The sequence below is a fragment of the Ramlibacter tataouinensis genome (assembly GCF_027941915.1).
GTDB classification, from domain to species: Bacteria; Pseudomonadota; Gammaproteobacteria; order Burkholderiales; family Burkholderiaceae_C; genus Ramlibacter; species Ramlibacter tataouinensis_C.
The window spans coordinates 2,676,963-2,696,881 of the sequence record NZ_CP116009.1; the positions used below are offsets into that span (position 1 = coordinate 2,676,963).

Below are 19,919 nucleotides of genomic sequence, written 5' to 3' on the forward strand. Positions count from 1 at the left end.
AGGGGCCGTGCGCCAAAGGCGGGATAATAACTGATCCCCTGTGAATAACTGTCCGGCGCGGCGCCCTGACTGTCGCGCTTACATTCCGTTTCCCGCCGCATCGCGCCATGGCCCTGACCCCCGACGACATCCACCGCATCGCGCATCTCGCGCGGCTGGAGATGCAGCCCGCCGAGAGCGAGCGCATGCTCACCCAGATCAATGGCTTCTTTTCCATCGTGGAGGCGATGCAGGCTGTGGATACCACGGGGATCGAGCCGCTCGCGCACCCGGTCGCGGCGTTCCAGGACGTGCAGCTCCGGCTGCGCGAGGACGTGGCGAGCGAGACCGACCAGCGCGAGGCCAACCAGCGCAGCGCCCCGGCGGTCGAGCGCGGCCTGTTCCTGGTGCCGAAGGTGATCGAATGAGGGCCGAGCTGCATGAACTGCCGGTGGCCGAACTGGCCCGCCGGCTGAAGTCCAAGGACGTCTCCGCCCTTGAAGTCGCGCAGCACTTCCTGGCGCGCGGCGAAACCCACGGCAGCCTGGGCGCCTTCCTGGCCATCGATCCCGAAGTGACGCTGGCGCAGGCCCGCGCCGCCGACCAGCGCCTCGCCGCCGGCGACGGCGCGCCGCTGCTGGGCGTGCCGGTGGCGCACAAGGACATCTTCGTCACGCGCGACTTCCCGACCACCGCCGGCTCGAAGATGCTGGCCGGCTACCGCTCGCCGTTCGACGCCACCGTGGTGCGCAAGCTGGCCGAAGCCGGCATGGTCACGCTGGGCAAGCTCAATTGCGACGAGTTCGCCATGGGCTCGTCCAACGAGAACTCGGCCTACGGCCCGGTGAAGAACCCGTGGGACGCGAGCCGCATCCCGGGCGGCTCCTCGGGCGGCAGCGCCGCGGCAGTGGCCGCGCGCCTGGCGCCGGCCGCCACCGGCACCGACACCGGCGGCTCGATCCGCCAGCCGGCCTCGTTCTGCGGCATCACCGGCATCAAGCCGACCTACGGGCGCGCCTCGCGCTACGGGATGATCGCCTACGCCTCCAGCCTGGACCAGGCCGGCCCGATGGCGCGCAGCGCCGAGGACTGCGCGCTGCTGCTGTCGGCCATGTGCGGGCCCGACCCGGACCGCGACTCCACCTCGCTCGACGTGCCGGCCGAGGACTTCACGCAGGCGCTGGGCGGCTCGCTGCAGGGCCTGCGCATCGGCGTGCCCAAAGAGTTCTTCGGCGAAGGCCTGGCGCCGGACGTGCGCGCCGCCATCGACGCCGCCCTGCAGCAATACGAGAAGCTGGGTGCGCGCCGGGTGGAGATCTCGCTGCCGCGCACCGAGCTGTCGATCCCCGTCTACTACATCATCGCGCCGGCCGAAGCCTCGTCCAACCTGTCGCGCTTCGACGGCGTCAAGTTCGGCCACCGCGCCGGGCAGTACGCCGACCTGCTCGACATGTACAAGAAGAGCCGCGCCGAGGGCTTCGGCCAGGAGGTCAAGCGCCGCATCATGGTGGGCACCTACGTGCTGTCGCACGGCTACTACGACGCCTACTACCTGCAGGCGCAGAAGGTGCGCCGGATGATCGCCGACGACTTTAGGCGCGCGTTCGCCGAGTGCGACGTGATCGCCGGCCCGGCCGCGCCGACGGTGGCCTGGAAGCTGGGCGAGCACGGCAGCGATCCGCTGGCCGACTACCTGGCCGACATCTTCACCCTGCCGGCCTCGCTGGCCGGCCTGCCGGGCATGAGCGTGCCCTGCGGCTTCGGCGCCGGCGGCATGCCGGTGGGGCTGCAGTTGATCGGCAACTGGTTCCAGGAAGGCCGGCTGCTGGGCGCCGCCCATGCCTTCCAGCAGGCCACGGATTTCCACCTGAAGCAGCCGGAGGGCCTGCAATGAGCCCGCTCGTGCAAGGCTGGGAAGTGGTGATCGGCTTCGAGACCCACGCCCAGCTGTCCACCCGCTCCAAGATCTTCAGCCGCGCGCCGACCGACTTCGGCGCCGAGCCGAACACGCAGGCCAGCGCCGTCGACCTGGCGCTGCCCGGCACGCTGCCGGTGATGAACCAGGGCGCGGTCGAGCGCGCCATCGCGTTCGGCCTGGCGGTCGGTGCGCACATCGCGCCGCGCAGCGTGTTCGCGCGCAAGAACTACTTCTACCCGGACCTGCCCAAGGGCTACCAGATCAGCCAGTACGAGATCCCGGTGGTGCAGGGCGGCGTCGTCGAGTTCTGGCTCGGCGACGAGAAGCGCTCGGTGCGCCTGGTGCGGGCCCACCTGGAGGAAGACGCGGGCAAGTCGCTGCACGAGGACTTCGTCGGCCAGACCGGCATCGACCTGAACCGCGCCGGCACGCCGCTGCTGGAGATCGTCACCGAGCCGGACATGCGCTCCACCGCCGAGGCGGTCGCCTACGCCAAGGAGCTGCACAAGATCGTCACCTGGATCGGCATCTGCGACGGCAACATGCAGGAAGGCAGCTTCCGCTGCGACGCCAACGTGTCGGTGCGCAGGCCAGGCGGGCCGCTGGGCACCCGGCGCGAGATCAAGAACCTCAACAGCTTCCGCTTCATGCAGCAGGCGATCGACTACGAGATCCGCTGGCAGATCGAGGAGCTGGAGGAGGGCCGCGCGATCCAGCAGGCCACCGTGCTGTTCGACCCCGACACCGGCGAGACGCGCGCCATGCGCACCAAGGAGGACGCGGCCGACTACCGCTACTTCCCCGACCCGGACCTGCCGCCGCTGGTGGTGGCGAGCGAATGGGTCGAGCAGGTGCGCGGCTCGATGCCGGAGCTGCCGCGCGCCATGGCCGCGCGCTTCGTCGCCGGCTACGGTCTGCCCGAGTACGACGCCACCACGCTGACGCAAAGCCCGGCGATGGCCGCCTACTTCGAAGCGGCGGCGAAGGCCAGCGGCCAGCCCAAGCTGGCCAGCAACTGGATCATGGGCGAGGTCTCGCGCCGGCTGAACGCGCAGGAGATGCCCATCGAGCAGGCGCCGGTGCCGGCCGCCACGCTGGCCGCGCTGGTCGGCCGGATCGCCGACGGCACCATCTCCAACAGCGCCGGCCGGCAGGTGTTCGACGCGCTGTGGAGCGGCGAGGGCCAGGACGTCGATGCGCTGATCGAGGCCAAGGGCCTGCGGCAGATGAACGACGCCGGCGAGCTGGAGCAGATCCTCGACGGCATCATCGCCGCCAACCCCGACAACGTCGCCCAGTTCAAGGCCGGCAAGGACAGGGCCTTCAACGCCCTGGTCGGCCAGGCCATGAAGGCCACCAAGGGCAAGGCCAACCCGCAGCAGGTCAACGAGCTGCTGCGCCGGAAGCTGCAGGGCTGAACGCCGCGGCAGCGGGGCGGCCTGCGGGCCGCGCGGCCCCGGCAATGGCCGGGCCTTGCGCGGCCCGGCCGGTTGCCTCCAAGCCGGCCCGGCTTACTCCACCTTGCCGATCTTCTTGACGACGTCCGCCATCCGGCGGGCATCGTCCTGCACGTACTTCTCGAAGTCGGGCGTGTCCTGGTACAGCACCGGGCTGCCGGCGCCGAGGATCACCTGCTTGACCTTGGGATCGTTGGCGGCCGCCTTGGCCGCCGCGCGCAGGCGCTGCACGACCGGCTCGGGCGTGTCGGCCGGGGCGAACAGGCCGGACCACTGCGCGTATTCGGCGCCATAGCCGATGTCCTTCAGCGCCGGCACCTCGGGCAGGGTTTCCAGCCGCGCCTGGCCCCAGTGGGCCAGCACGCGCACCTTGCCCGCCTTGACGTGCTGCAGCACCGTGGCCGGCCCGGTGGACAGCGCGTCGACCTGGCCGCCCAGCAGGGCGACGACGGCCGGCCCGGCGCCGGTGAAGGGCACGTGCGTCATCCGGACGCCGGCGTTCTGGGCCAGGATCTCCATCGGCACGTGCATGGTGCCGTAGTTGCCCGAGGACCCGTAGTTGATCGCGCCCGGGCGCTTGCGTGCGTCCTCGACGAAGTCCTTCGCGGTCTTCCACGGCGCGTCGGCGCGCACGGCCAGCACCGTGGGGTCGGCCGTGAAGCGCGCGATCGGCCGCAGCGAGCGGACCGTGAACGTGGTCTGGCGGCCCAGGATCGCGTCGGCTTCCGGCAGCACCGTCAGCGAGGACAGCGCCATCAGCACCGTGTAGCCGTCCGGCGCGGACTTGGCCACCTGGGCCATGCCGATGGCGCCGCCGGCGCCGCCCTTGTTCTCGATGACCACCGGCTGGCCCAGCTCGCGCGACATCGCCTCGGCCACCGGCCGGGCGACGGTGTCGGCGAGCCCGCCCGGCGGGAAGGGCACGACCATCTTCACGGGACGGCTGGGAAAGTCGGCCGACTGGGCCATCGCGGTCGTGCCGGCCATGCACAAAGCGGCCACGACCGCGAACCTGAAGCCGGTAACAAGGGTTCTCATGGTGTCTCCTCGGGTCAAATGGAAAAGGGGGCTGTCACTCGAATCGGTTCTCGATCGAGCCGATCCCGTCGATCTCGATGCGCACCACGTCCCCACTGCGCAGGTAGCGCGGCGGGTTGAATCCCATGCCCACGCCGGCGGGGGTGCCGGTGGCGATCACGTCGCCGGGATAGAGCGTGATGCCGCGCGAGACGGTCTCGATCAGGGTCGGGATGTCGAAGATCAGGTTCACGGTCTCGGCGTCCTGCCGCAGCTCGCCGTTGACCCAGCAGCGCACGCGGGTGCGCGTGCCGTCGAGCTCGTCGGCCGTGACGATCCACGGGCCCATGGGGCAGAAGGTGTCGAACGACTTGCCCATGTCCCACTGCTGGTGGCGCATCTGCACGTCGCGCGCCGTCACGTCGTTGACGATGGTGTAGCCGAACACGTGCGACAGGGCGTCGGCCCGGGCGATGTTCTTGCCGCCCTTGCCGATCACCAGGGCCAGTTCGGCCTCGTAGTCGATCTGGGCGGAAACCGCGTCGCCCGGCAGCGCCACCGGGTCGGCCGGGCCGACCACGCACTCGGGCACCTTGGTGAACACGATCGGCCACTCCATCGGGTTGGCGTTGCTGCCCTTGAAGACCGATCCGGCCAGCTCCTGCGCGTGCGCATGGTAGTTGCGGCCCACGCACCACAGGTTGCGACGCGGCAGCGGCAGCGGGGCCTCGAGGGTCACCGCCGACAGCGGCAGCGCGGCGCCGGCCGGTGCCGGCATCGGCTCGCCCCGGGCCGCGGCCTCCACCAGGGGCAGCGCGCCCTGGCGCGCCTGCTCCGGCGACAACTGCAACGGCGTGACCTGCTGGCCGTCGGGCGAGACAATGCCCACCTGGCGGCGCCCTTCATGGATAAAGGTGGCGATGCGCACGAAAAAACTCCTGATTGGTTAAAAATGGTCCATTTGGACCAACATCCTTTATCCTACACGCATCGGCGCACGTGCATCCAGCGATATCCGACAAGGAGTTGCGATATGGCTGGGGTCTGCCGGAATTGGTACTGATTGGTATGAAAGCCGGTAGCCTTCGCGAATTCATCCTCGACAACCTGCGCGCCGGCCGCTGGCGCGCCGGCGACCGGTTGCCGCCCGAGCGCAGCCTGAGCGACCAGTTCACCCTCAGCCGCGGTTCGGTGCGCAAGGTGCTGCAGGACCTGCGCGGGCTGGGCCTGATCGAGCAGACGGTGGGCAGCGGCACCTACGTGACCGAGGGCGCCGATGCCGTGATCCGCACCCTGCCGGCCGTGCGGCCGGCGGCGGTCCAGACCAGCCCGGCCGAACTGATGGAGGCCCGCATCACCCTGGAGCCGGCGGTGCTCGAACTGGTGGTGGCCCAGGCCACCGCCGCCGACTTCGAGCGCATGGACGAATGCTGCGAGCGGGCGGAGGCCGCGCAGACGCTCGAGGAGTTCGAGCACTGGGACGGGCTGCTGCACGAGGTGATCGCCGGCGCGACGCGCAACAGCTTCGTCACCGGCGTGTTCCGCCTGATGAACCAGGCCCGGGCCCAGACCGAGTGGGGCGCCCTGAAGCGGCGCAGCGTCACGCCCGAGCGTCGCCAGGAGTACCAGCGGGAGCATCGACGCCTGGTGCAGGCCCTCAAGGCGCGCGACCTCGAGCAGGCCCGCTCGGCCGCACTTGCGCACCTGGAGCACGTGCGCCGGAACCTGTTCGGGTCCTGAACGGAGCCGCGCGCCACGACACGCGGATGCCGTTCCGCACTACAGTGCAGCGGTGCCCCTTGAAGTCTGGACCCTCGGCCACTCGAACCGCTCGGCGCAGGAATTCCTGTTGCTGCTCCAGGCCTGGAAGATCGAGGCGGTGGCCGATGTGCGGCGCTTCCCGGGCTCGCGCAAGCACCCGCAGTTCGGCAGCGAGGCGCTGGCGGCCTCGCTGCAAGCCCACGGCATCTCCTACGCCTGGCTGCACAAGCTCGGCGGCCGGCGCAAGCCCGACCCGGCCTCGCCCAACGTCGCCTGGCGCAACGACTCGTTCCGTGCCTACGCCGACCACCTGGCGACGCCGGAGTTCGCCGAGGGGCTGGACGAACTGCTGCACATGGCCGCGGCCTGCCGCACCGCGATGATGTGCTCGGAGCTCGTTTGGTGGCGCTGCCACCGCGGCCTGATCGCGGACGTGCTGCTGTTCAGCGGCATGGCGGTGACGCACATCCTGGACGAGCACAAGGCCAGCCCCCATCCCTACACGCCGCCGGCGCGGGTGCGGGGCGGCGAGCTGGTCTATTCGCTGGAAGGCGAGCCGCTGTCGCGGCGCGGCTGCTGCTGATCGCGCCGCTTCACGCCAGGCCGCGTGCCAGCTCCCGGGTGAGCTGCGCGGCCGGCACCTCGCGGCAGCCGCCGGTGTTCTGCCCGGCCCACAGCGGCGAGAAGTCGCTGCGGCCCTGGGCTTCGGCCCGGGCGCGCAGCAGCCCCATGGCCGGCGCCGCTTGCGGGAACGCCGGGGCCGCCGCGCTGATCGGGCCCAGTTCGCGGATCACCCGGTTGACGATGCCGCGCGCCGGCCGGCCGGTGAAGACGTTGGTGACCACCGTGGTGCGCGCCGCTTCGCTCTTCAGCGCCGTGCGGTGCAGCGACGTGGTCGTGCATTCGGGACACAGCAGGTAGGCCGTGCCGACCTGCACGCCGGCGGCGCCCAGCGCCAGGGCCGCAGCGACACCCTGCGCATCGGCAATGCCGCCGGCGGCGATGACCGGCACGCGCACGGCCTGCGCGACCTCCCGCACCAGGGCGAAGGTGCCGACCTGGGTGGCGACGTCGTCGGTCAGGAACATGCCGCGATGCCCGCCCGCTTCCAGCCCCTGGGCGATGACCGCGTCGACGCCGCGCTCCTGCAGCCACAGCGCCTCTGCCACGGTGGTGGCCGATGACAGCACCTTGGCGCCCCAGCCGCGCACGCGCTGCAGCAGCTCGGGCGAGGGCAGGCCGAAATGGAAGCTGACCACGGGCGGGCGGAATTCCGCCAGCAGGTCCGCCGCCTCCGGGCCGAACGGCAGCCGGCCTGGCCCGCGCGGGATCGCGCCGGGATCCAGCCCGAGTTCGCTGAAATACGGCGCCAGCGCCCGGTGCCAGCCCGCCTCGCGCGGCTCGTCGGCGGCGGGCGCGGTGTGGGCGAAGAAGTTGACGTTGAAGGGCTGGTCCGTCTGCGACCGGATCGTCTCCAGCTCCTTGCGCAGCGCGTCGGGTGCGAGCATGGCGCAGGGCAGCGAACCGAGTCCGCCGGCATTGGAGACCGCGATGGCCAGCGCGCTGCCCTGCACGCCGGCCATCGGCGCCTGGACGATGGGCAGCTCGGTGCCCAGCAGTTGCTGGAGGGTGGTCATGGCGCGCTCCTGGTGTGCGAAGCGGCCATGGTAGCGGCGGCGCCGTGGCGCTACCGCCGGCACGGGGACTGGGCGCGCGGCCGGCCGTGCGCGGCTCCGGCTGCAACAGTTGATTGCCGAGCACGAACCGGGCGATCCGCTGGCTACATTGGGCCGCTTCGCAATGAAAGGAGAAATCCGGATGGCCACCCAATCCAGGCGTGCACAGAACAGCTCGACCGACGACGCGGCCCGCGTGGCCCGAGGTGCCCTGACGTCCGGCGCCGCGGCGGCAGCCGACATGGCACGCCAGCAACTGGCGCTGGCAGCCGACTTGTGGGCCACGCTGCTGCGAGCCGGAGAGTCCGTGCAGCAGGCGCAATTGCACATGACGCAGCGCGCTTCGCTGCTGCACCGGCAGGCGGCGGAGAACCTGCGCAAGGCCGAGACGCCGCTGGAGTTGATGTCGGTGCAGGCCAACCTGCTCGCCTACGACTTCCAGGAGTCGATGCGCTACCTGCAGGAGCTGCTGCAGGCCGGCACCAGGGCCGGCAGCGATGGGCTCAGCCGGGCAGAGCCGCGCGAGCAGGATGCGGCCACGCAGGCCGCGAGCGCGGCCGCGCAGGCCGTCGGTGCGGCCATGAACGCGGCCGCCCCGATGGCGCAGGCCTGGCAGCAGATGTTCACGGCACCGATGGCGGCACAGAAGCCGCACTGATCGCACGGCGGGGCTGACCGCCCATGGCGGGCCGGCGCGGGCTGCACCGGCCGGATGCCGGCCGGCGTCAGTCGACCCCGTATTGCTCCCGGTACGCCAGCACCCGGGCGTAATGCGCGCCGAGTTCGCCGCCGGCGTGCTGCTCCAGATAGGCCAGCAGGTCGGCCAGCTCCGCGATCGCGCACACCTGCAGGCCGAGCTGGCCGCGCACGTACTGCACGGCGCTGTGCGCGACGTCTCGGCCATCCTCGGTCGCCTTCTCCTGGCGGTCCAGCGCGATCGCCACCGCATGCGGCGTGGCGCCGGCGGCGCGGATCAGCGCGATCGATTCGCGCGCGGCGGTGCCGGCCGACATCACGTCGTCGACGATCAGCACCCGGCCGCGCACCGGCGCGCCGACCAGGTGGCCGCCCTCCCCGTGGTCCTTGGCTTCCTTGCGGTTGTAGGCGTAGGGCACGTTGCGCCCGGCGCGCGCCAGCTCGATCGCGACCGCCGCCGCCAGCGGGATGCCCTTGTAGGCCGGCCCGAACAGCATGTCGAACTCGATGCCCGAAGCCAGGATGCGGCGTGCATAGAATTGCGCCAGCCGGCCGAGCTTGGCGCCGTCGTCGAACAGCCCCGCATTGAAGAAGTAGGGCGACAGGCGACCGGCCTTGGTCCTGAACTCGCCGAAGCGCAGCACGCCGGCTTCCACCGCAAATTGCACGAACTCCTGCGCCAGGGCGTCCTGGCCGCGCGCTGCCACCATGGGAAATTCCTTGTTCAAGCTCACCAGCCTCAACCTCAACGGCATCCGTTCCGCCGCGAACAAGGGCGTGGAGCAATGGCTGGCGCAGGCGAAGCCGGATTGTATTTGCGTGCAGGAGGTCAAGGCCCAGGCGCCCGACGTGCAGGGCCGCTTCGAGGAGCTGGCCGGCCTGAAGGGCCACTTCCATTTCGCCCAGAAGAAGGGCTACTCGGGCGTGGCGGCGTACAGCCGGCACGAACCGACCGACGTGATCACCGGCTTCGGCTCCGAGGAGTTCGATGCCGAGGGCCGCTACGTCGAACTGCGCTTCGACACGCCGCAGCGCAAGTTCTCCGTCATCAGCGCCTACTTCCCCAGCGGCTCCTCGGGCGAGGAGCGCCAGCAGGCCAAGTTCCGCTTCCTGGCCGAGTTCGAGCCGCATCTGCTGCGCCTGAAGGGCGAGCGCGAATTCGTGCTGTGCGGCGACGTCAACATCGCGCACAAGGAGCAGGACCTGAAGAACTGGCGCAGCAACCAGAAGAACAGCGGCTTCCTGCCGGAGGAGCGGGCCTGGATGACCAAGCTGCTGGAGCAGCACCGCGTGGTCGATGTCTACCGCCACCTGCAGCCGCACACCACCGGCGAGAGCTACACGTGGTGGAGCAACCGCGGCCAGGCCTATGCCAACAACGTCGGCTGGCGGCTGGACTACCACCTGGCCACGCCCAACGTCGCCGTCACGGCCCGGCGCGAGGAGATCTACCGCGCCGAGAAGTTCTCCGACCACGCGCCGGTGACGGTGGAGTACGAGTTGAAGATGTAGCCCGGCGCAACGCGTCAGGGCAGGCTCAGAGCCGGATCTTCGCGGCGAGCTGCCGCAGCTCGTCGATCGATGGATTCTTGCGCGGCCACACCAGCCCGACCCCGTCATCGGCATGGCGCGGCAGCACGTGCACGTGCAGGTGCGGCACGGTCTGCCAGCCCGACGCCTTGTTGGCCTGCAGGATGGTCAGGCCTTCCGGCTGGAAGGCGGCGTGCACCGCCTTCGCGACCCGGTGCACGGTGCGGAACAGCGCGGCGGCCGTGTCCTCGTCGATGTCGAGCAGGGTCTCGGCCGGCTGCCGCGTGGCCACCAGCACGTGACCGGGGTTGAGCTGGCCCGCGTCCATGAAGGCGAAGGTCAGTTCGTCTTCGTACACGATCGCCGCCGGCACTTCGCGCCGGAGGATGCGGGTGAAGATGGTCGGTTCCAAGCGGGGCTCCCGTGCAGGCCAAGGAGACCCGATTCTCGGGCAGGCCCGCGCCGCCGTGCCGGCCATGCGGGCAAGGCCATTCCTCCTGCCGGGCCTCAGCCGGGGACGAACATGTAGCCGGCGTTGCGCACCGTGCGGATGCAGCGCGGCTCGCCGCCGGGATCGGGCTCCACCTTGCGGCGCAGGCGGCCGATGCGGATGTCGATCGAGCGGTCGAACGGGCCCGATTCGCGGTTGCGCGTGCGCATCAGCAGCTGGTCGCGCGTGAGCACCCGGTTCGGGTTGGCCAGGAAGGTCGTGAGGAGCTCGAACTCCATCGGCGTGATCGGGATCTCGCCGCCGCCGAGCTCGAACAGGCGGTGCGATTCGACGTCGATCTCGCAGCGGCCGAAGCGCTGCCGCCCGCCCGCCCGGGTCGCGATGCCGGAGACGGCCGCGGCGGTCGGCCTGGCCTGCAGCCGCCGCAGCACGCTCTTGAGGCGGGCCAGCAGCTCGCGCATGTCGAACGGCTTGGCGATGTAGTCGTCGGCGCCGATCTCCAGCCCCACCACGCGGTCGACCACGTCGCCCGAGGCGGTGACCATGATCAGGCCGAGGTCGTAGTGTTCGCGCAGGTAGCGCGCCAGCGCCAGCCCGTCCTCGCCGGGCAGCCGGATGTCCAGCAGGACGGCGTCCGGCAGGTGGTGCTCCAGCTGCCGGCGCATCTGCGGTCCGCTGCCCGCCTCGTCCACGTCGAAGCCGTGGCCTTCGAGGTAGTCGTGCAGCATCGCCCGCACCGACGGGTCGTCGTCCACCACGAGCAAACGGTTGCGCGCGTCCATGGCGCCGGAATTTTCCCGCAGCGGCCGCCCGGTCCAAGGCCAGCCGCGGGTGCGCTTACAGCGCCGTTACACCCTGCTCGACCACCGGCCGCGCGGCCCCCGCTTCGGCATCGAGCAGCTCGCGCAGCAGCTGGCGCAGCGCCGCGGTGTCGATCGGCTTGCGCAGCAGCCCGGCCACGCCGCTGCCGGCCAGATCTTCCGCCCGGATCGCGCCGGCATTGCCGGTGTACAGCAGCACCGGCAGGCCCGGGCGGCACTGCACCGCATGGCGCGCGAGCGCGAGCCCGGTCATGCCCGGCATGGTCTGGTCCGTCAGCAGCAGCTCGAAGGCCTCGTCGTGCGCCGCCAGCCGGCGGGCCGCGAGCAGCGGGTCATGCTCCAGCACCACCTCCAGGCCCCAGCTGCCCAACAGCTCCTGCATGTAGTCGCTGACGATGGACTCGTCCTCCACCAGCAGCACCCGGGCGCGCAGCGGCGGCGCCGGTGGCGCGGCCGCGGCCGCTGCCGCAAGCGCGGCCGGGGGCTCGCCGCAGGCCTGGTGCGCGGCGGGCAGCATGACGCGAAAGGTGGAGCCGCGACCCGGCTCCGATTCCACCTGCACGTGGCCGCCATGGTCGTGCGCGATGGCATGGACCATGGCCAGGCCCATGCCGCTGCCGCGGCCGACCTCCTTGGTCGTGTAGAACGGATCGAACATCCGGTCGAGCACGTCCTGCGGCATGCCGCGGCCGTCGTCGGCCACTTCGAACCAGACCCAGCCGTCCCCCTCCAGCGCCATGCTGCACGAGGCGCAATGGCCGGCCGCCGCGGAGTGCCCGATGCGCAGGCGCAGGTTGCCGTGCTCGCCGATCGCATCGCGGGCGTTCAGGCACAGGTTCAGCAGCACCTGTTCGAGCTGCACCGGGTCGGCCGCCACCGGCGGCAGTTCGGCGTCGTGGCCGCCCGGCGCGTCCAGCGTCACCGCAATCGAGGCCGGCAGGTTGGGCCGCAGCAACTGCAGCGCCTGCCGCGCCACCTGGGCTGGCTCCAGCAGCCGCCGGTCGCCGCTGCGCGGCCGCGAGAACGCCAGCAGCTGGGCGACGTGGTCGCGCGCGCGCTCGGCGGCCAGCCGGGCCTGCTCGAGCTGGCGCCCCAGCACCGCGTCGTCGTCGTTCGCCGCCGCGCGCTCCTGCGCCATCGTGACGTAGCCGAGCACGCTGGTGAGGATGTTGTTGAAGTCGTGCGCCAGCCCGCCGGTGAGGTGGCCGATCGCCTCCATCTTCTGGGCCTGGCGCAGCTGCCGCTCCAGCTCGGCGCGGCGCTGCTCGGCGGCCTTGCGCTCGGTGATGTCGCGCACCGCGTACAGCACGTGCGGCCGCCCGCGGTACGTCATCGGCGTGCCGCGCACCTCGGCCTGCCAGGTGGAGCCGTCCTTGCGGGTGCCGGTGACTTCGAACCGCAGTTCCCGGCCGGTCGCCAGCGCCACGTCGTGGGCCCGGCGGTGCCGGGCGCGGGCGCCGGCATCCGCCTGCGTCAGCACGTGGTCGGCGGCCATCACTTCCTCGCGCGTGTAGCCGCTGGCCGCCGTGTAGGCCGGATTCACCTCGATGGCGCGGTAGTCGGTATCGCGCAGCACCAGCGCGTCGGCCGAGGCGTTGAAGATCGCGCGGTACTGCTCCTCGCTGTCGCGCAGGGCCTGCCCGGCCGCCTTGGCCTGCGTGATGTCGCGGCCGATGTACAGCACGTGCGGCTGGCCACGGTGCTGGATCGGCACGCCCCGCAACTCCAGCTCGTAGCGGTGGCCATCGCGGTGCAGCAGCTGGGTTTCCAGCCGGATCGTCGCCCCGGCCAGTGCCTTGTCGTGCTGGGCCCGGATGGTGGCGCTCAGCTCGGGCGGGTTGGCCAGCACCCGATCGACCCCCAGCACCTCGGCCCGGGTGTTGCCGGTCATCGCCTCGTAGGTGGCGTTGACGTCCACGATGGCGAAATCGGCGTCGCGCAGCACCAGGGCATCGACCGAGGCGTTGAAGATCGCGCGGTACTGCTCCTCGCTGTCGCGCAGGGCGCGGTCGCGCGCGCGTCGCTCGCTGATGTCGCGCACCACGGTCAGGGCGTGCGGCCGGCCGCGCTGCACGAAGGGCATCACCCGCAGGTCGGCCTCGAAGGTGGTGCCGTCCGGACGCAGCACGGTGGTCTCGACGTGCGTCGTGCGGCCGGCCAGGGCGTCGCGGACCATGTCCAGCCGGGCCCGCACATAGTCGGCGGGCATGCTGTCCGGATAGCTCTGCCCGACCATGTCCTCGCGGCGCACGCCGTACAGGGCAACGCCGGCCGGGTTCACGTCCGCCACGCGCAGGCGCTCGTCCCAGACGAACAGGCCGTCGAGCGAGGCCTCGAACACGGCGCGATACTGTTCGTCGCGCTGGCGCAGGTCTTCCAGCACCTGCTTGCGCGCCTGGCTGGTGGCCAGCAGCCGCACCAGCTCGTCGAACACGATCGCGCTGGGCGAGGGCGGTGCGGACCGCACCAGGCGCCGCCGCGTCTGCCCTGGGTCGGCGTGGCACATCGATGCCGCCGGCGGCGGTGGCGCTGGCCTGCTCATGGCGCCAGTCTAGGACGCAGCGGGCGGTGCCGGCGGGCCGATTGCCATGCCGCTACACAGCCGATACATGCCGGTTGCCAGGCGCTCGCGCGGCCGGCCGGCAAGGCGGGGCCGCGCGGGACGGCGGCGGCCGAGCTCAGCGGGTCTCCTCGCGGCCGGCCAGCAGCGTGGCGCGGCTGCCCATCGGATGCTGGGCGAGATAGGCCGAGCCGCTGTCTTCCGAGGTGAAAGCGCGGACCGCGTCGCGCGAGGCGATGTAGTCGGCCGTGACCTGGGCGCGCGTGAGCTGGCTCGTCCTCGGCTGCGGCATGTTGCCCTGCGACGCCCATTCGCCGCCGGCGGCGGTCAGCATGTCGCGCTGGCTCATCACCTCGGCCCGCACGTCGGCGCGGCTGCGGGTGCTGACGAACGGCGGGGTATCGACCAGCGGGGTCTCGGCATTGGCGCTGGCCGTCATCAGGGCGGAGGCGAGGGTGGCGGCGGCGACGGTGCTGCCGTACGCGAGGGCGGAAACGAGGCGGCGGTTCATGGCATTCTCCAGAGCGAAGCGACTGCGAGGAGGTGGCAAGGCGGCCTTCGCTCTCTTTCCGCATTGCCCCGTGGCGTGGAAAGGAGTCTGTCCGGCGACGGTATTCGCCCTGTGTCGGGCGACCGCCGTTTTGTATTGCCCGCGTATTCGCGCGGGGCGCTCAGGCGGATTCGCCTTGCCGGCCGGCGCCCGCGTGCTGCAGCCAGCGTGCCGCGCCCAGCCCGGCGATGCGTCCGGTGGCCAGGCAGGCGGTCAGCAGGTAGCCGCCGGTGGGCGCTTCCCAGTCCAGCATCTCGCCGGCGCAGAACACGCCGGGTACCTCGCGCAGCATGCCGTGCGCATCCAGCGCCTCCAGGCACACGCCGCCGGCGGTGCTGATCGCTTCGGCCACCGGCCGTGCCCGCGCCAGCGGAAGCGGCAACGCCTTGAGGGCGGTCGCCAGCGTCGCGGGATCTGCCAGTTGTTCCGCCGTGAGCAGTTCATGCAGCAGCGCCGACTTGACGCCGGCGATGCCCAGACGGCTCTTGAGGTGGGTGGACAGGCTGCGCGGCCCGCGCGGGCGCTGGGTCTCGGCCAGCACCTGCTGCGCACTGTGCTGCGGCAGCAGGTCGATGATCCAGCGGGCCTGGCCACGGGCGGCGATCTCTTCGCGCAAGGCGGCCGAGAACGCGTACACCAGGCTGCCCTCGATGCCGCTGTCGGTCAGCACGAATTCGCCTTGCTGGCTGTCCGCCGGCGCTTGCACCGACAGGCGGGCGGCGACCGGCTTGACCGGATGCCCGGCGAAGCGCTGGCGCAGCCAGTCGCTCCAGCCGGACGCACCGGGGCGCGTCGGCACCACGTCGAACCCGCAGTTGGCCGGCTGCAGGGGCGCGAGGGCCACGCCGCGCTCGCGCAGCAGCGGCACCCAGGCGCCATCCGATCCCAGTCGCGGCCAGCTGGCGCCGCCCAGCGCCAGCACGGTGGCATCGGCCCGGTGCACGACCGGTCCGGCCGGCGTGTCGAAGGCCAGGGCGCCGCCGGCGCCGTCCCATCCGGTCCAGCGGTGGCGGGTGTGCACCCGCACGCCGGCGGCGCGCAGCCGGTGCAGCCAGGCACGCAGCAGCGGCGCGGCCTTCATGTCGGTCGGGAACACCCGCCCCGAAGTGCCGACGAACGTCTCGATGCCCAGGCCGGCGGCCCATTGCCGCACCGCCTCGCCGCCGAAGCCGGCGAGCGCTTCGCGCAGCTCGCCGCTGCGCGCGCCGTAGCGCGCGAGGAAGCGCTGCGGGCCCTCGGAATGCGTCAGGTTCAGGCCGCCGCGGCCGGCCAGCAGGAACTTGCGGCCGACCGACGGCATCGCATCGAACAGGTCCACCGCCAGGCCCTGCCCGGCCAGCGTCTCGGCCGCCATCAGGCCGGCGGGGCCGCCGCCGATGACGGCAACGCACAAGGGGGAAGAGGTCACGGTCCGATTGTCGGGTGTGTTCCCCCATGTAAGAGTCCGTTTCCCTCGCCGAAGTGTCACACACGGCCCTTAGCATGGCCGCGCAGTCCGGTTTTGCAAGGGAGGTTGCATGAACGAATACCGTCCGCAGTTCTGGTTTCGCGCCGAGCACGTCGGTGCCGATTTCAGCGCCGACGGCGAGCGGCAAGTGGCGGCGTGGCTGCGCGATCGCCTGCAAGCCCTGGGCTATGCGGCGCGGGCGCCCGAGGAACAGTCCTGGGGACACCGCATCCGCATCGATTCGGCCGTGCCGCTGTATGTCGATTGCGCGCCGGCCCGGCGCGTGACCGGCTCGCCCTTCGCGCCGCCGTGCTGGATCGCGGAGGTCAACGCCGACGACGGGCTGAAGATCGGCTGCGAGGGCCGGGTGACGGCGCTGCCGGTGGTGGCCCAGGTCGGGCGCGACCTCAAGGGCATCCTCGGCGAGGACGCCGGCGCCTGGATCCACTGACGAGCTATTGGCGGCGCGCGCCGGCGCCGGTGGGTGGGGCGCCGCGCATCACCGAACCGCCCCCGCACGGCGGTCGCGGCCGGCGCACAATGGCCGCCTTGCCTGCAAGGAGCATCCAGCGATGAAGGCCAACAGCATCCTCGACACCATCGGCCGCACGCCGCACGTGCGCCTCAACCGGCTGTTCGGCGACAGCCACCAGGTCTGGGTCAAGTGCGAGCGCGCCAATCCGGGCGCGTCGGTCAAGGACCGCATCGCCCTGTCGATGATCGAGGACGCCGAGAAGACGGGCAAGCTGCGCCCGGGCGGCACCATCATCGAGCCGACCTCCGGCAACACCGGCATCGGGCTGGCCATGGTGGCGGCCGTCAAGGGCTACAAGCTGGTGCTGGTGATGCCCGACAGCATGTCCGTCGAGCGGCGCCGGTTGATGCTGGCCTATGGCGCGACCTTCGACCTGACCCCGCGCGAGAAGGGCATGAAGGGCGCCATCGCCAGGGCCGAGGAGCTGGCCGCGCAGACGCCCGGCGCCTGGATCCCGCAGCAGTTCGAGAACCCGGCCAACGTCGCGGTGCACGAGCAGACCACCGCGCGCGAGATCCTGGAGGACTTCCCCGACGGGCTGGACTGCATCATCACCGGCGTCGGCACCGGCGGCCACATCACGGCCTGCGCCAAGGTGCTCAAGCCCAAGTGGCCGCAGCTGAAGGTGTTCGCGGTCGAGCCGACCGCCTCGCCCGTGCTGTCCGGCGGCCAGCCGAGCCCGCACCCGATCCAGGGGATCGGCGCCGGCTTCGTGCCGGCGATCATGGACATGTCGCTGCTCGACGGCGTGATCCAGGTCGACGCCGAGCCGTCCCGCGAGATGGCGCGCCGCTGCGCGCGCGAGGAGGGCATCTTGGTGGGCATCTCGTCCGGCGCGGCGCTGGCCGCGGTGGCGCAGAAGCTGCCCGAGCTGCCCGCCGGCGCCCGGGTGCTGACTTTCAACTACGACACCGGCGAGCGCTACCTGTCGGTGGACGGCTTCCTGCCGGCGGCCTGAACGCCGAGCCCATCCGGTAACGCCGCCCCCACGCGGGGCCGGCCGCCGATATAGTGACCCGCTCCACTTCACGCAGCGAGGCTCGGCCATGAAGCCACTGACGCACTTCGTTCGCCGCTCGTGCTGGGGCCTGGCGGCGGCCCTCGCATTGCAGGCGCCGCTGGCGCAGGCGGAAATGATCGGGGCCGAGGCGGCCATGGCCGCGCAGCCGGCCACCCAGGAGCAGCTCGAGCGGGCCCGCGTGCAGCAGTTCCTGGAAAGCGCCGCGCTGCAGGACCGCTTGCGGGCGCTGGGCGTGGACGGGCTGCACGCGGCCAGCCGGGTCGACGCCATGACGCAGCAGGAGGTGCACGCGCTCGCGCAGCGCATCGACAGCCTGCCGGCCGGCGGCGCCTTCAGCGACCGCGAGATCATCCTGATCCTGCTGATCGCGCTGCTGATCGTGGTCGCGCTCTGACGCGCTCTGACGCGCTTTGCCGTGCCCGCGGGCCGGGCTACTCTTCCTTCGGCTTGAACTGCGCCGCCAGTTGCGCCTGCACGCTGGGCGGCACCGCCTCGTAGTGGCTGAAGGCCAGCGTGTAGCGGCCCTGGCCGCCGGTCAGCGAGTTGAGCCGCGACTGGTAGCTGGCCAGCTCCGACAGCGGCGCCAGCGCCTGCACCATGGACAGGCCGTCGGCGCCCGAATGGGTGCCGCTCACCTGGCCGCGGCGCGCGGCCAGGTCGCCGGTGATGTCGCCCAGGTTCGGCTCGGGCGCGCTGATCTCCATGCCGACGATCGGCTCCAGCACGCAGGGCCGGGCCGACTTGACCGCATCGACCAGCGCCTTGCGGCCGGCGGTGACGAAGGCGATCTCCTTGCTGTCCACGTTGTGGTGCTTGCCGTCGTACACGGTGACCTTCAGGTCCACCACCGGGTAGCCGGCCACCACCCCCTGCGCCATCGCCTGGCGCACGCCCTTTTCCACCGCCGGCATGAAGTTGCCGGGGATGGCGCCGCCCTTGACCTCGTCGACGAACTGGAAGCCGGTGCCGCGCGGCAGCGGCTCGATGCGCAGGAACACCTCGCCGAACTGGCCGGCGCCGCCGGTCTGCTTCTTGTGGCGGTGGTGGCCCTCGGCCGGCGCCGTCACCGTTTCACGGTAGGCGATGCGCGGCGGGCGCGTCTCGACCGGGCAGCCGTGCACTTCCGTCAGCCGCTCCAGCAGGGTGCGCAGGTGCAGCTCGCCCAGGCCGTAGACCACGGTCTCGTGGGCGCCCGCCGGCTGCTCGACCCGCAGGCACGGGTCCTCGCTCACCAGCTTCTGCAGGATCTCGTGCAGGCGCTGTTCGTCGCCGCGCCGCTTCGGCTCGATCGCCAGCCCGTGCACCGGCACCGGGAACTGCAGCGGCTTCAGGTGGATGTGCGCGTCCTCGGCGGCGTCGTGCAGCACCGCGTCGAAGTGCATCTCCTCCACCTTGGCAATGGCGCACAGGTCGCCGGGGACCGCCTGGGCCACCTCCGTCAGCCGGCTGCCCTGCAGCTGGAAGAGGTGGCCGACCTTGAAAGGGCGGCGGCCATCGCCCACGTAGAGCTGGCTGTCGCGCGTGATCGTGCCCTGGTGCACGCGCGCCACGCCCATCTTGCCGACGTAGGGGTCCTGCGTGATCTTGAAGACATGGGCCAACACGTGGCGCTCCGGGTCCACCGCCGCCTCGACCGGCCGTGCAGCCTCGTCTTCGCGCAGCAGGAACTCGGGCGGGTTGCCCTCGCTCGGGTCGGGCAGCAGGCGCTCGATCACGTCCAGCAGCTCGGCCACGCCGGCGCCGGTGCGCGCCGAGACGAAGCAGATCGGCACCAGGTGGCCTTCGCGCAGCGCCTGCTCGAGCGGCGCGTGCAGCTCGGCCGGATCGACGTCGCCCTCGTTCAGGTAGCGCTCGACGAAGGCGGCGTCCACTTCCACCACCTGCTCGACCAGCGCGCGATGGGCCTGCTCGACCGAGGAGAAGTCGGGGGCCGGCCTTTCGTCGCCGAGCTTCCAGAAGCAGTCCAGCACCGCCTGGCCCTCCTGCGCCGGCAGGTTGACCGGCAGGCATTCCTTGCCGAAGGCGGCCTGGATCTGCTCGACCAGCGGCTGCAGCCCGGCGCCCGGCGCGTCGATGCGGTTGACCACGATGAGGCGGTCGCGCCCGAGCTGGCGCGCCGCCTCCATCATGCGCACCGCCATCGGCTCGATGCCGGTGGCGGCGTTGATGACGATGGCCGCGCTCTCCACCGCCTGCAGCGCCGGCAGCGACTGGCCCAGGAAGTCGGGCGCGCCGGGCGTGTCGATCAGGTGGGTGGTGATGCCGCGGTGCTCGAGGTGCAGCACGCTGCTGTTGAGGGAGCGCAGCGCGCGCTTTTCCAGCGGGTCCCCGTCGGAGACCGTGCTGCCCTTTTCCACGCTGCCGGGCGCGCCGATCGCCCCGGCCTTCCACAGCAGGGCTTCGGCCAGGCTGGTCTTGCCGGCCGCGCTGGGGCCCACCAGGGCCACGGTGCGGCGGCTGGCAATGTCACGATGAGCGGGCACGGGGCACTCCTTTCGCA

General features: G+C 71.7%; 20 protein-coding genes. 10 read left to right on the top strand and 10 right to left on the bottom strand.

Going from position 1 to position 19,919, the window contains the following annotated elements; genetic code table 11:
- Positions 1-107 precede the first annotated feature (107 nt).
- From gatC to gatB, 3 genes are read left to right on the top strand one after another with little or no spacing between them, the layout of a single operon-like run.
- Entirely contained in the window at positions 108-407 is a 300-nt protein-coding gene (gene gatC, locus PE066_RS12690) for an Asp-tRNA(Asn)/Glu-tRNA(Gln) amidotransferase subunit GatC (protein ID WP_271232900.1), read from the top strand.
- A complete protein-coding gene (gene gatA / locus PE066_RS12695; protein ID WP_271232901.1) occupies positions 404-1,873 on the top strand; it encodes an Asp-tRNA(Asn)/Glu-tRNA(Gln) amidotransferase subunit GatA in 1,470 nt (489 codons plus the stop codon). The genes gatC and gatA overlap by 4 nt, the downstream gene beginning before the upstream one ends.
- A complete protein-coding gene (gatB, locus tag PE066_RS12700; protein ID WP_271232902.1) occupies positions 1,870-3,315 on the top strand; it encodes an Asp-tRNA(Asn)/Glu-tRNA(Gln) amidotransferase subunit GatB in 1,446 nt (481 codons plus the stop codon). Before gatA ends, gatB begins: the two co-directional genes overlap by 4 nt.
- A 93-nt stretch (positions 3,316-3,408) precedes the next feature.
- Here the strand turns inward: gatB and PE066_RS12705 are convergent, their stop codons facing one another.
- Positions 3,409-4,392 carry a Bug family tripartite tricarboxylate transporter substrate binding protein gene (locus PE066_RS12705; RefSeq protein WP_271232903.1) on the bottom strand — a complete coding sequence of 328 codons (984 nt, stop codon included), beginning with the start codon at positions 4,390-4,392 and terminating at the stop codon, positions 3,409-3,411.
- Positions 4,393-4,426: 34 nt separating this feature from the next.
- The gene (locus PE066_RS12710) at positions 4,427-5,299 is read right to left on the bottom strand and encodes a fumarylacetoacetate hydrolase family protein (protein ID WP_271232904.1); all 873 of its coding nucleotides are present in this window, start codon (positions 5,297-5,299) and stop codon (positions 4,427-4,429) included.
- Positions 5,300-5,439: 140 nt separating this feature from the next.
- Between PE066_RS12710 and PE066_RS12715 the strand changes: the two genes are divergently transcribed.
- Together PE066_RS12715 and PE066_RS12720 are read left to right on the top strand one after the other, a co-directional pair.
- The gene (locus PE066_RS12715) at positions 5,440-6,111 is read left to right on the top strand and encodes a FadR/GntR family transcriptional regulator (RefSeq protein ID WP_271232905.1); all 672 of its coding nucleotides are present in this window, start codon (positions 5,440-5,442) and stop codon (positions 6,109-6,111) included.
- A 52-nt stretch (positions 6,112-6,163) separates the two neighbouring features.
- Positions 6,164-6,715, top strand: coding sequence for a DUF488 domain-containing protein (locus tag PE066_RS12720; protein WP_271232906.1), 552 nt, complete (start codon positions 6,164-6,166; stop codon positions 6,713-6,715).
- Between the two features lie 10 nt (positions 6,716-6,725).
- Here PE066_RS12720 and PE066_RS12725 read toward each other — a convergent pair whose 3' ends face one another.
- Positions 6,726-7,769: an NAD(P)H-dependent flavin oxidoreductase gene (locus PE066_RS12725; protein ID WP_271232907.1), complete on the bottom strand. Its 1,044-nt coding sequence runs from the start codon at positions 7,767-7,769 to the stop codon at positions 6,726-6,728.
- Positions 7,770-7,950: 181 nt separating this feature from the next.
- On the opposite strand from PE066_RS12725, the gene PE066_RS12730 reads away from it, so the two are divergent.
- Positions 7,951-8,466 (top strand): hypothetical protein, encoded by a 516-nt coding sequence (locus PE066_RS12730; protein WP_271232908.1) that lies wholly within the window; start codon positions 7,951-7,953, stop codon positions 8,464-8,466.
- A gap of 67 nt (positions 8,467-8,533) precedes the next feature.
- On the opposite strand, the gene pyrE is transcribed toward PE066_RS12730, so the two are convergent.
- A complete protein-coding gene (gene pyrE / locus PE066_RS12735; protein ID WP_271232909.1) occupies positions 8,534-9,214 on the bottom strand; it encodes an orotate phosphoribosyltransferase in 681 nt (226 codons plus the stop codon).
- On the opposite strand from pyrE, the gene PE066_RS12740 reads away from it, so the two are divergent.
- Positions 9,213-10,016 carry an exodeoxyribonuclease III gene (locus PE066_RS12740; RefSeq protein WP_271232910.1) on the top strand — a complete coding sequence of 268 codons (804 nt, stop codon included), beginning with the start codon at positions 9,213-9,215 and terminating at the stop codon, positions 10,014-10,016. The two genes, pyrE and PE066_RS12740, sit on opposite strands and share 2 nt — an antisense overlap.
- Before the next feature lie 25 nt (positions 10,017-10,041).
- On the opposite strand, the gene PE066_RS12745 is transcribed toward PE066_RS12740, so the two are convergent.
- From PE066_RS12745 to PE066_RS12765, 5 genes are all read right to left on the bottom strand, one after another.
- The gene (locus tag PE066_RS12745; protein WP_271232911.1) at positions 10,042-10,446 is read right to left on the bottom strand and encodes an HIT family protein; all 405 of its coding nucleotides are present in this window, start codon (positions 10,444-10,446) and stop codon (positions 10,042-10,044) included.
- Between the two features lie 95 nt (positions 10,447-10,541).
- Positions 10,542-11,267 (bottom strand): response regulator, encoded by a 726-nt coding sequence (locus PE066_RS12750; RefSeq protein ID WP_271232912.1) that lies wholly within the window; start codon positions 11,265-11,267, stop codon positions 10,542-10,544.
- A gap of 55 nt (positions 11,268-11,322) precedes the next feature.
- Positions 11,323-13,848, bottom strand: a complete 2,526-nt coding sequence (locus tag PE066_RS12755) for a PAS domain-containing hybrid sensor histidine kinase/response regulator (protein ID WP_271232913.1) — start codon at positions 13,846-13,848, stop codon at positions 11,323-11,325.
- Between the two features lie 136 nt (positions 13,849-13,984).
- The gene (locus tag PE066_RS12760) at positions 13,985-14,377 is read right to left on the bottom strand and encodes a hypothetical protein (RefSeq protein ID WP_271232914.1); all 393 of its coding nucleotides are present in this window, start codon (positions 14,375-14,377) and stop codon (positions 13,985-13,987) included.
- Positions 14,378-14,537: 160 nt separating this feature from the next.
- On the bottom strand, positions 14,538-15,770 hold the full coding sequence (locus PE066_RS12765; protein ID WP_271236571.1) for a TIGR03862 family flavoprotein: 1,233 nt from the start codon (positions 15,768-15,770) through the stop codon (positions 14,538-14,540).
- Between the two features lie 163 nt (positions 15,771-15,933).
- Here PE066_RS12765 and PE066_RS12770 point away from each other — a divergent pair, with 163 nt between their 5' ends.
- The 3 genes from PE066_RS12770 (at position 15,934) to PE066_RS12780 (ending at position 17,813) form a co-directional block, all read left to right on the top strand.
- On the top strand, positions 15,934-16,314 hold the full coding sequence (locus PE066_RS12770) for a hypothetical protein (RefSeq protein ID WP_271232915.1): 381 nt from the start codon (positions 15,934-15,936) through the stop codon (positions 16,312-16,314).
- 121 nt (positions 16,315-16,435) lie between these two features.
- Positions 16,436-17,356 carry a cysteine synthase A gene (gene cysK / locus PE066_RS12775; protein ID WP_271232916.1) on the top strand — a complete coding sequence of 307 codons (921 nt, stop codon included), beginning with the start codon at positions 16,436-16,438 and terminating at the stop codon, positions 17,354-17,356.
- A gap of 88 nt (positions 17,357-17,444) precedes the next feature.
- Positions 17,445-17,813, top strand: coding sequence for a PA2779 family protein (locus tag PE066_RS12780; RefSeq protein ID WP_271232917.1), 369 nt, complete (start codon positions 17,445-17,447; stop codon positions 17,811-17,813).
- 37 nt (positions 17,814-17,850) lie between these two features.
- Here the strand turns inward: PE066_RS12780 and fusA are convergent, their stop codons facing one another.
- Positions 17,851-19,902 carry an elongation factor G gene (gene fusA, locus PE066_RS12785; RefSeq protein WP_271232918.1) on the bottom strand — a complete coding sequence of 684 codons (2,052 nt, stop codon included), beginning with the start codon at positions 19,900-19,902 and terminating at the stop codon, positions 17,851-17,853.
- Positions 19,903-19,919 lie beyond the last annotated feature (17 nt).

Excerpts from the sequence above, each read along its gene's own strand:
- gatC (WP_271232900.1), top strand. The coding sequence starts at position 108 with ATGGCCCTGACCCCCGACGACATCCACCGCATCGCGCATCTCGCGCGG.
- gatA (WP_271232901.1), top strand. The coding sequence starts at position 404 with ATGAGGGCCGAGCTGCATGAACTGCCGGTGGCCGAACTGGCCCGCCGG.
- gatB (WP_271232902.1), top strand. The coding sequence starts at position 1,870 with ATGAGCCCGCTCGTGCAAGGCTGGGAAGTGGTGATCGGCTTCGAGACC.
- PE066_RS12705 (WP_271232903.1), bottom strand. The coding sequence starts at position 4,392 with ATGAGAACCCTTGTTACCGGCTTCAGGTTCGCGGTCGTGGCCGCTTTG.
- PE066_RS12715 (WP_271232905.1), top strand. The coding sequence starts at position 5,440 with ATGAAAGCCGGTAGCCTTCGCGAATTCATCCTCGACAACCTGCGCGCC.
- PE066_RS12725 (WP_271232907.1), bottom strand. The coding sequence starts at position 7,769 with ATGACCACCCTCCAGCAACTGCTGGGCACCGAGCTGCCCATCGTCCAG.
- PE066_RS12730 (WP_271232908.1), top strand. The coding sequence starts at position 7,951 with ATGGCCACCCAATCCAGGCGTGCACAGAACAGCTCGACCGACGACGCG.
- PE066_RS12740 (WP_271232910.1), top strand. The coding sequence starts at position 9,213 with ATGGGAAATTCCTTGTTCAAGCTCACCAGCCTCAACCTCAACGGCATC.
- pyrE (WP_271232909.1), bottom strand. The coding sequence starts at position 9,214 with ATGGTGGCAGCGCGCGGCCAGGACGCCCTGGCGCAGGAGTTCGTGCAA.
- PE066_RS12750 (WP_271232912.1), bottom strand. The coding sequence starts at position 11,267 with ATGGACGCGCGCAACCGTTTGCTCGTGGTGGACGACGACCCGTCGGTG.
- PE066_RS12755 (WP_271232913.1), bottom strand. The coding sequence starts at position 13,848 with ATGAGCAGGCCAGCGCCACCGCCGCCGGCGGCATCGATGTGCCACGCC.
- PE066_RS12760 (WP_271232914.1), bottom strand. The coding sequence starts at position 14,377 with ATGAACCGCCGCCTCGTTTCCGCCCTCGCGTACGGCAGCACCGTCGCC.
- PE066_RS12765 (WP_271236571.1), bottom strand. The coding sequence starts at position 15,770 with ATGGCGGCCGAGACGCTGGCCGGGCAGGGCCTGGCGGTGGACCTGTTC.
- PE066_RS12770 (WP_271232915.1), top strand. The coding sequence starts at position 15,934 with ATGAACGAATACCGTCCGCAGTTCTGGTTTCGCGCCGAGCACGTCGGT.
- cysK (WP_271232916.1), top strand. The coding sequence starts at position 16,436 with ATGAAGGCCAACAGCATCCTCGACACCATCGGCCGCACGCCGCACGTG.
- PE066_RS12780 (WP_271232917.1), top strand. The coding sequence starts at position 17,445 with ATGAAGCCACTGACGCACTTCGTTCGCCGCTCGTGCTGGGGCCTGGCG.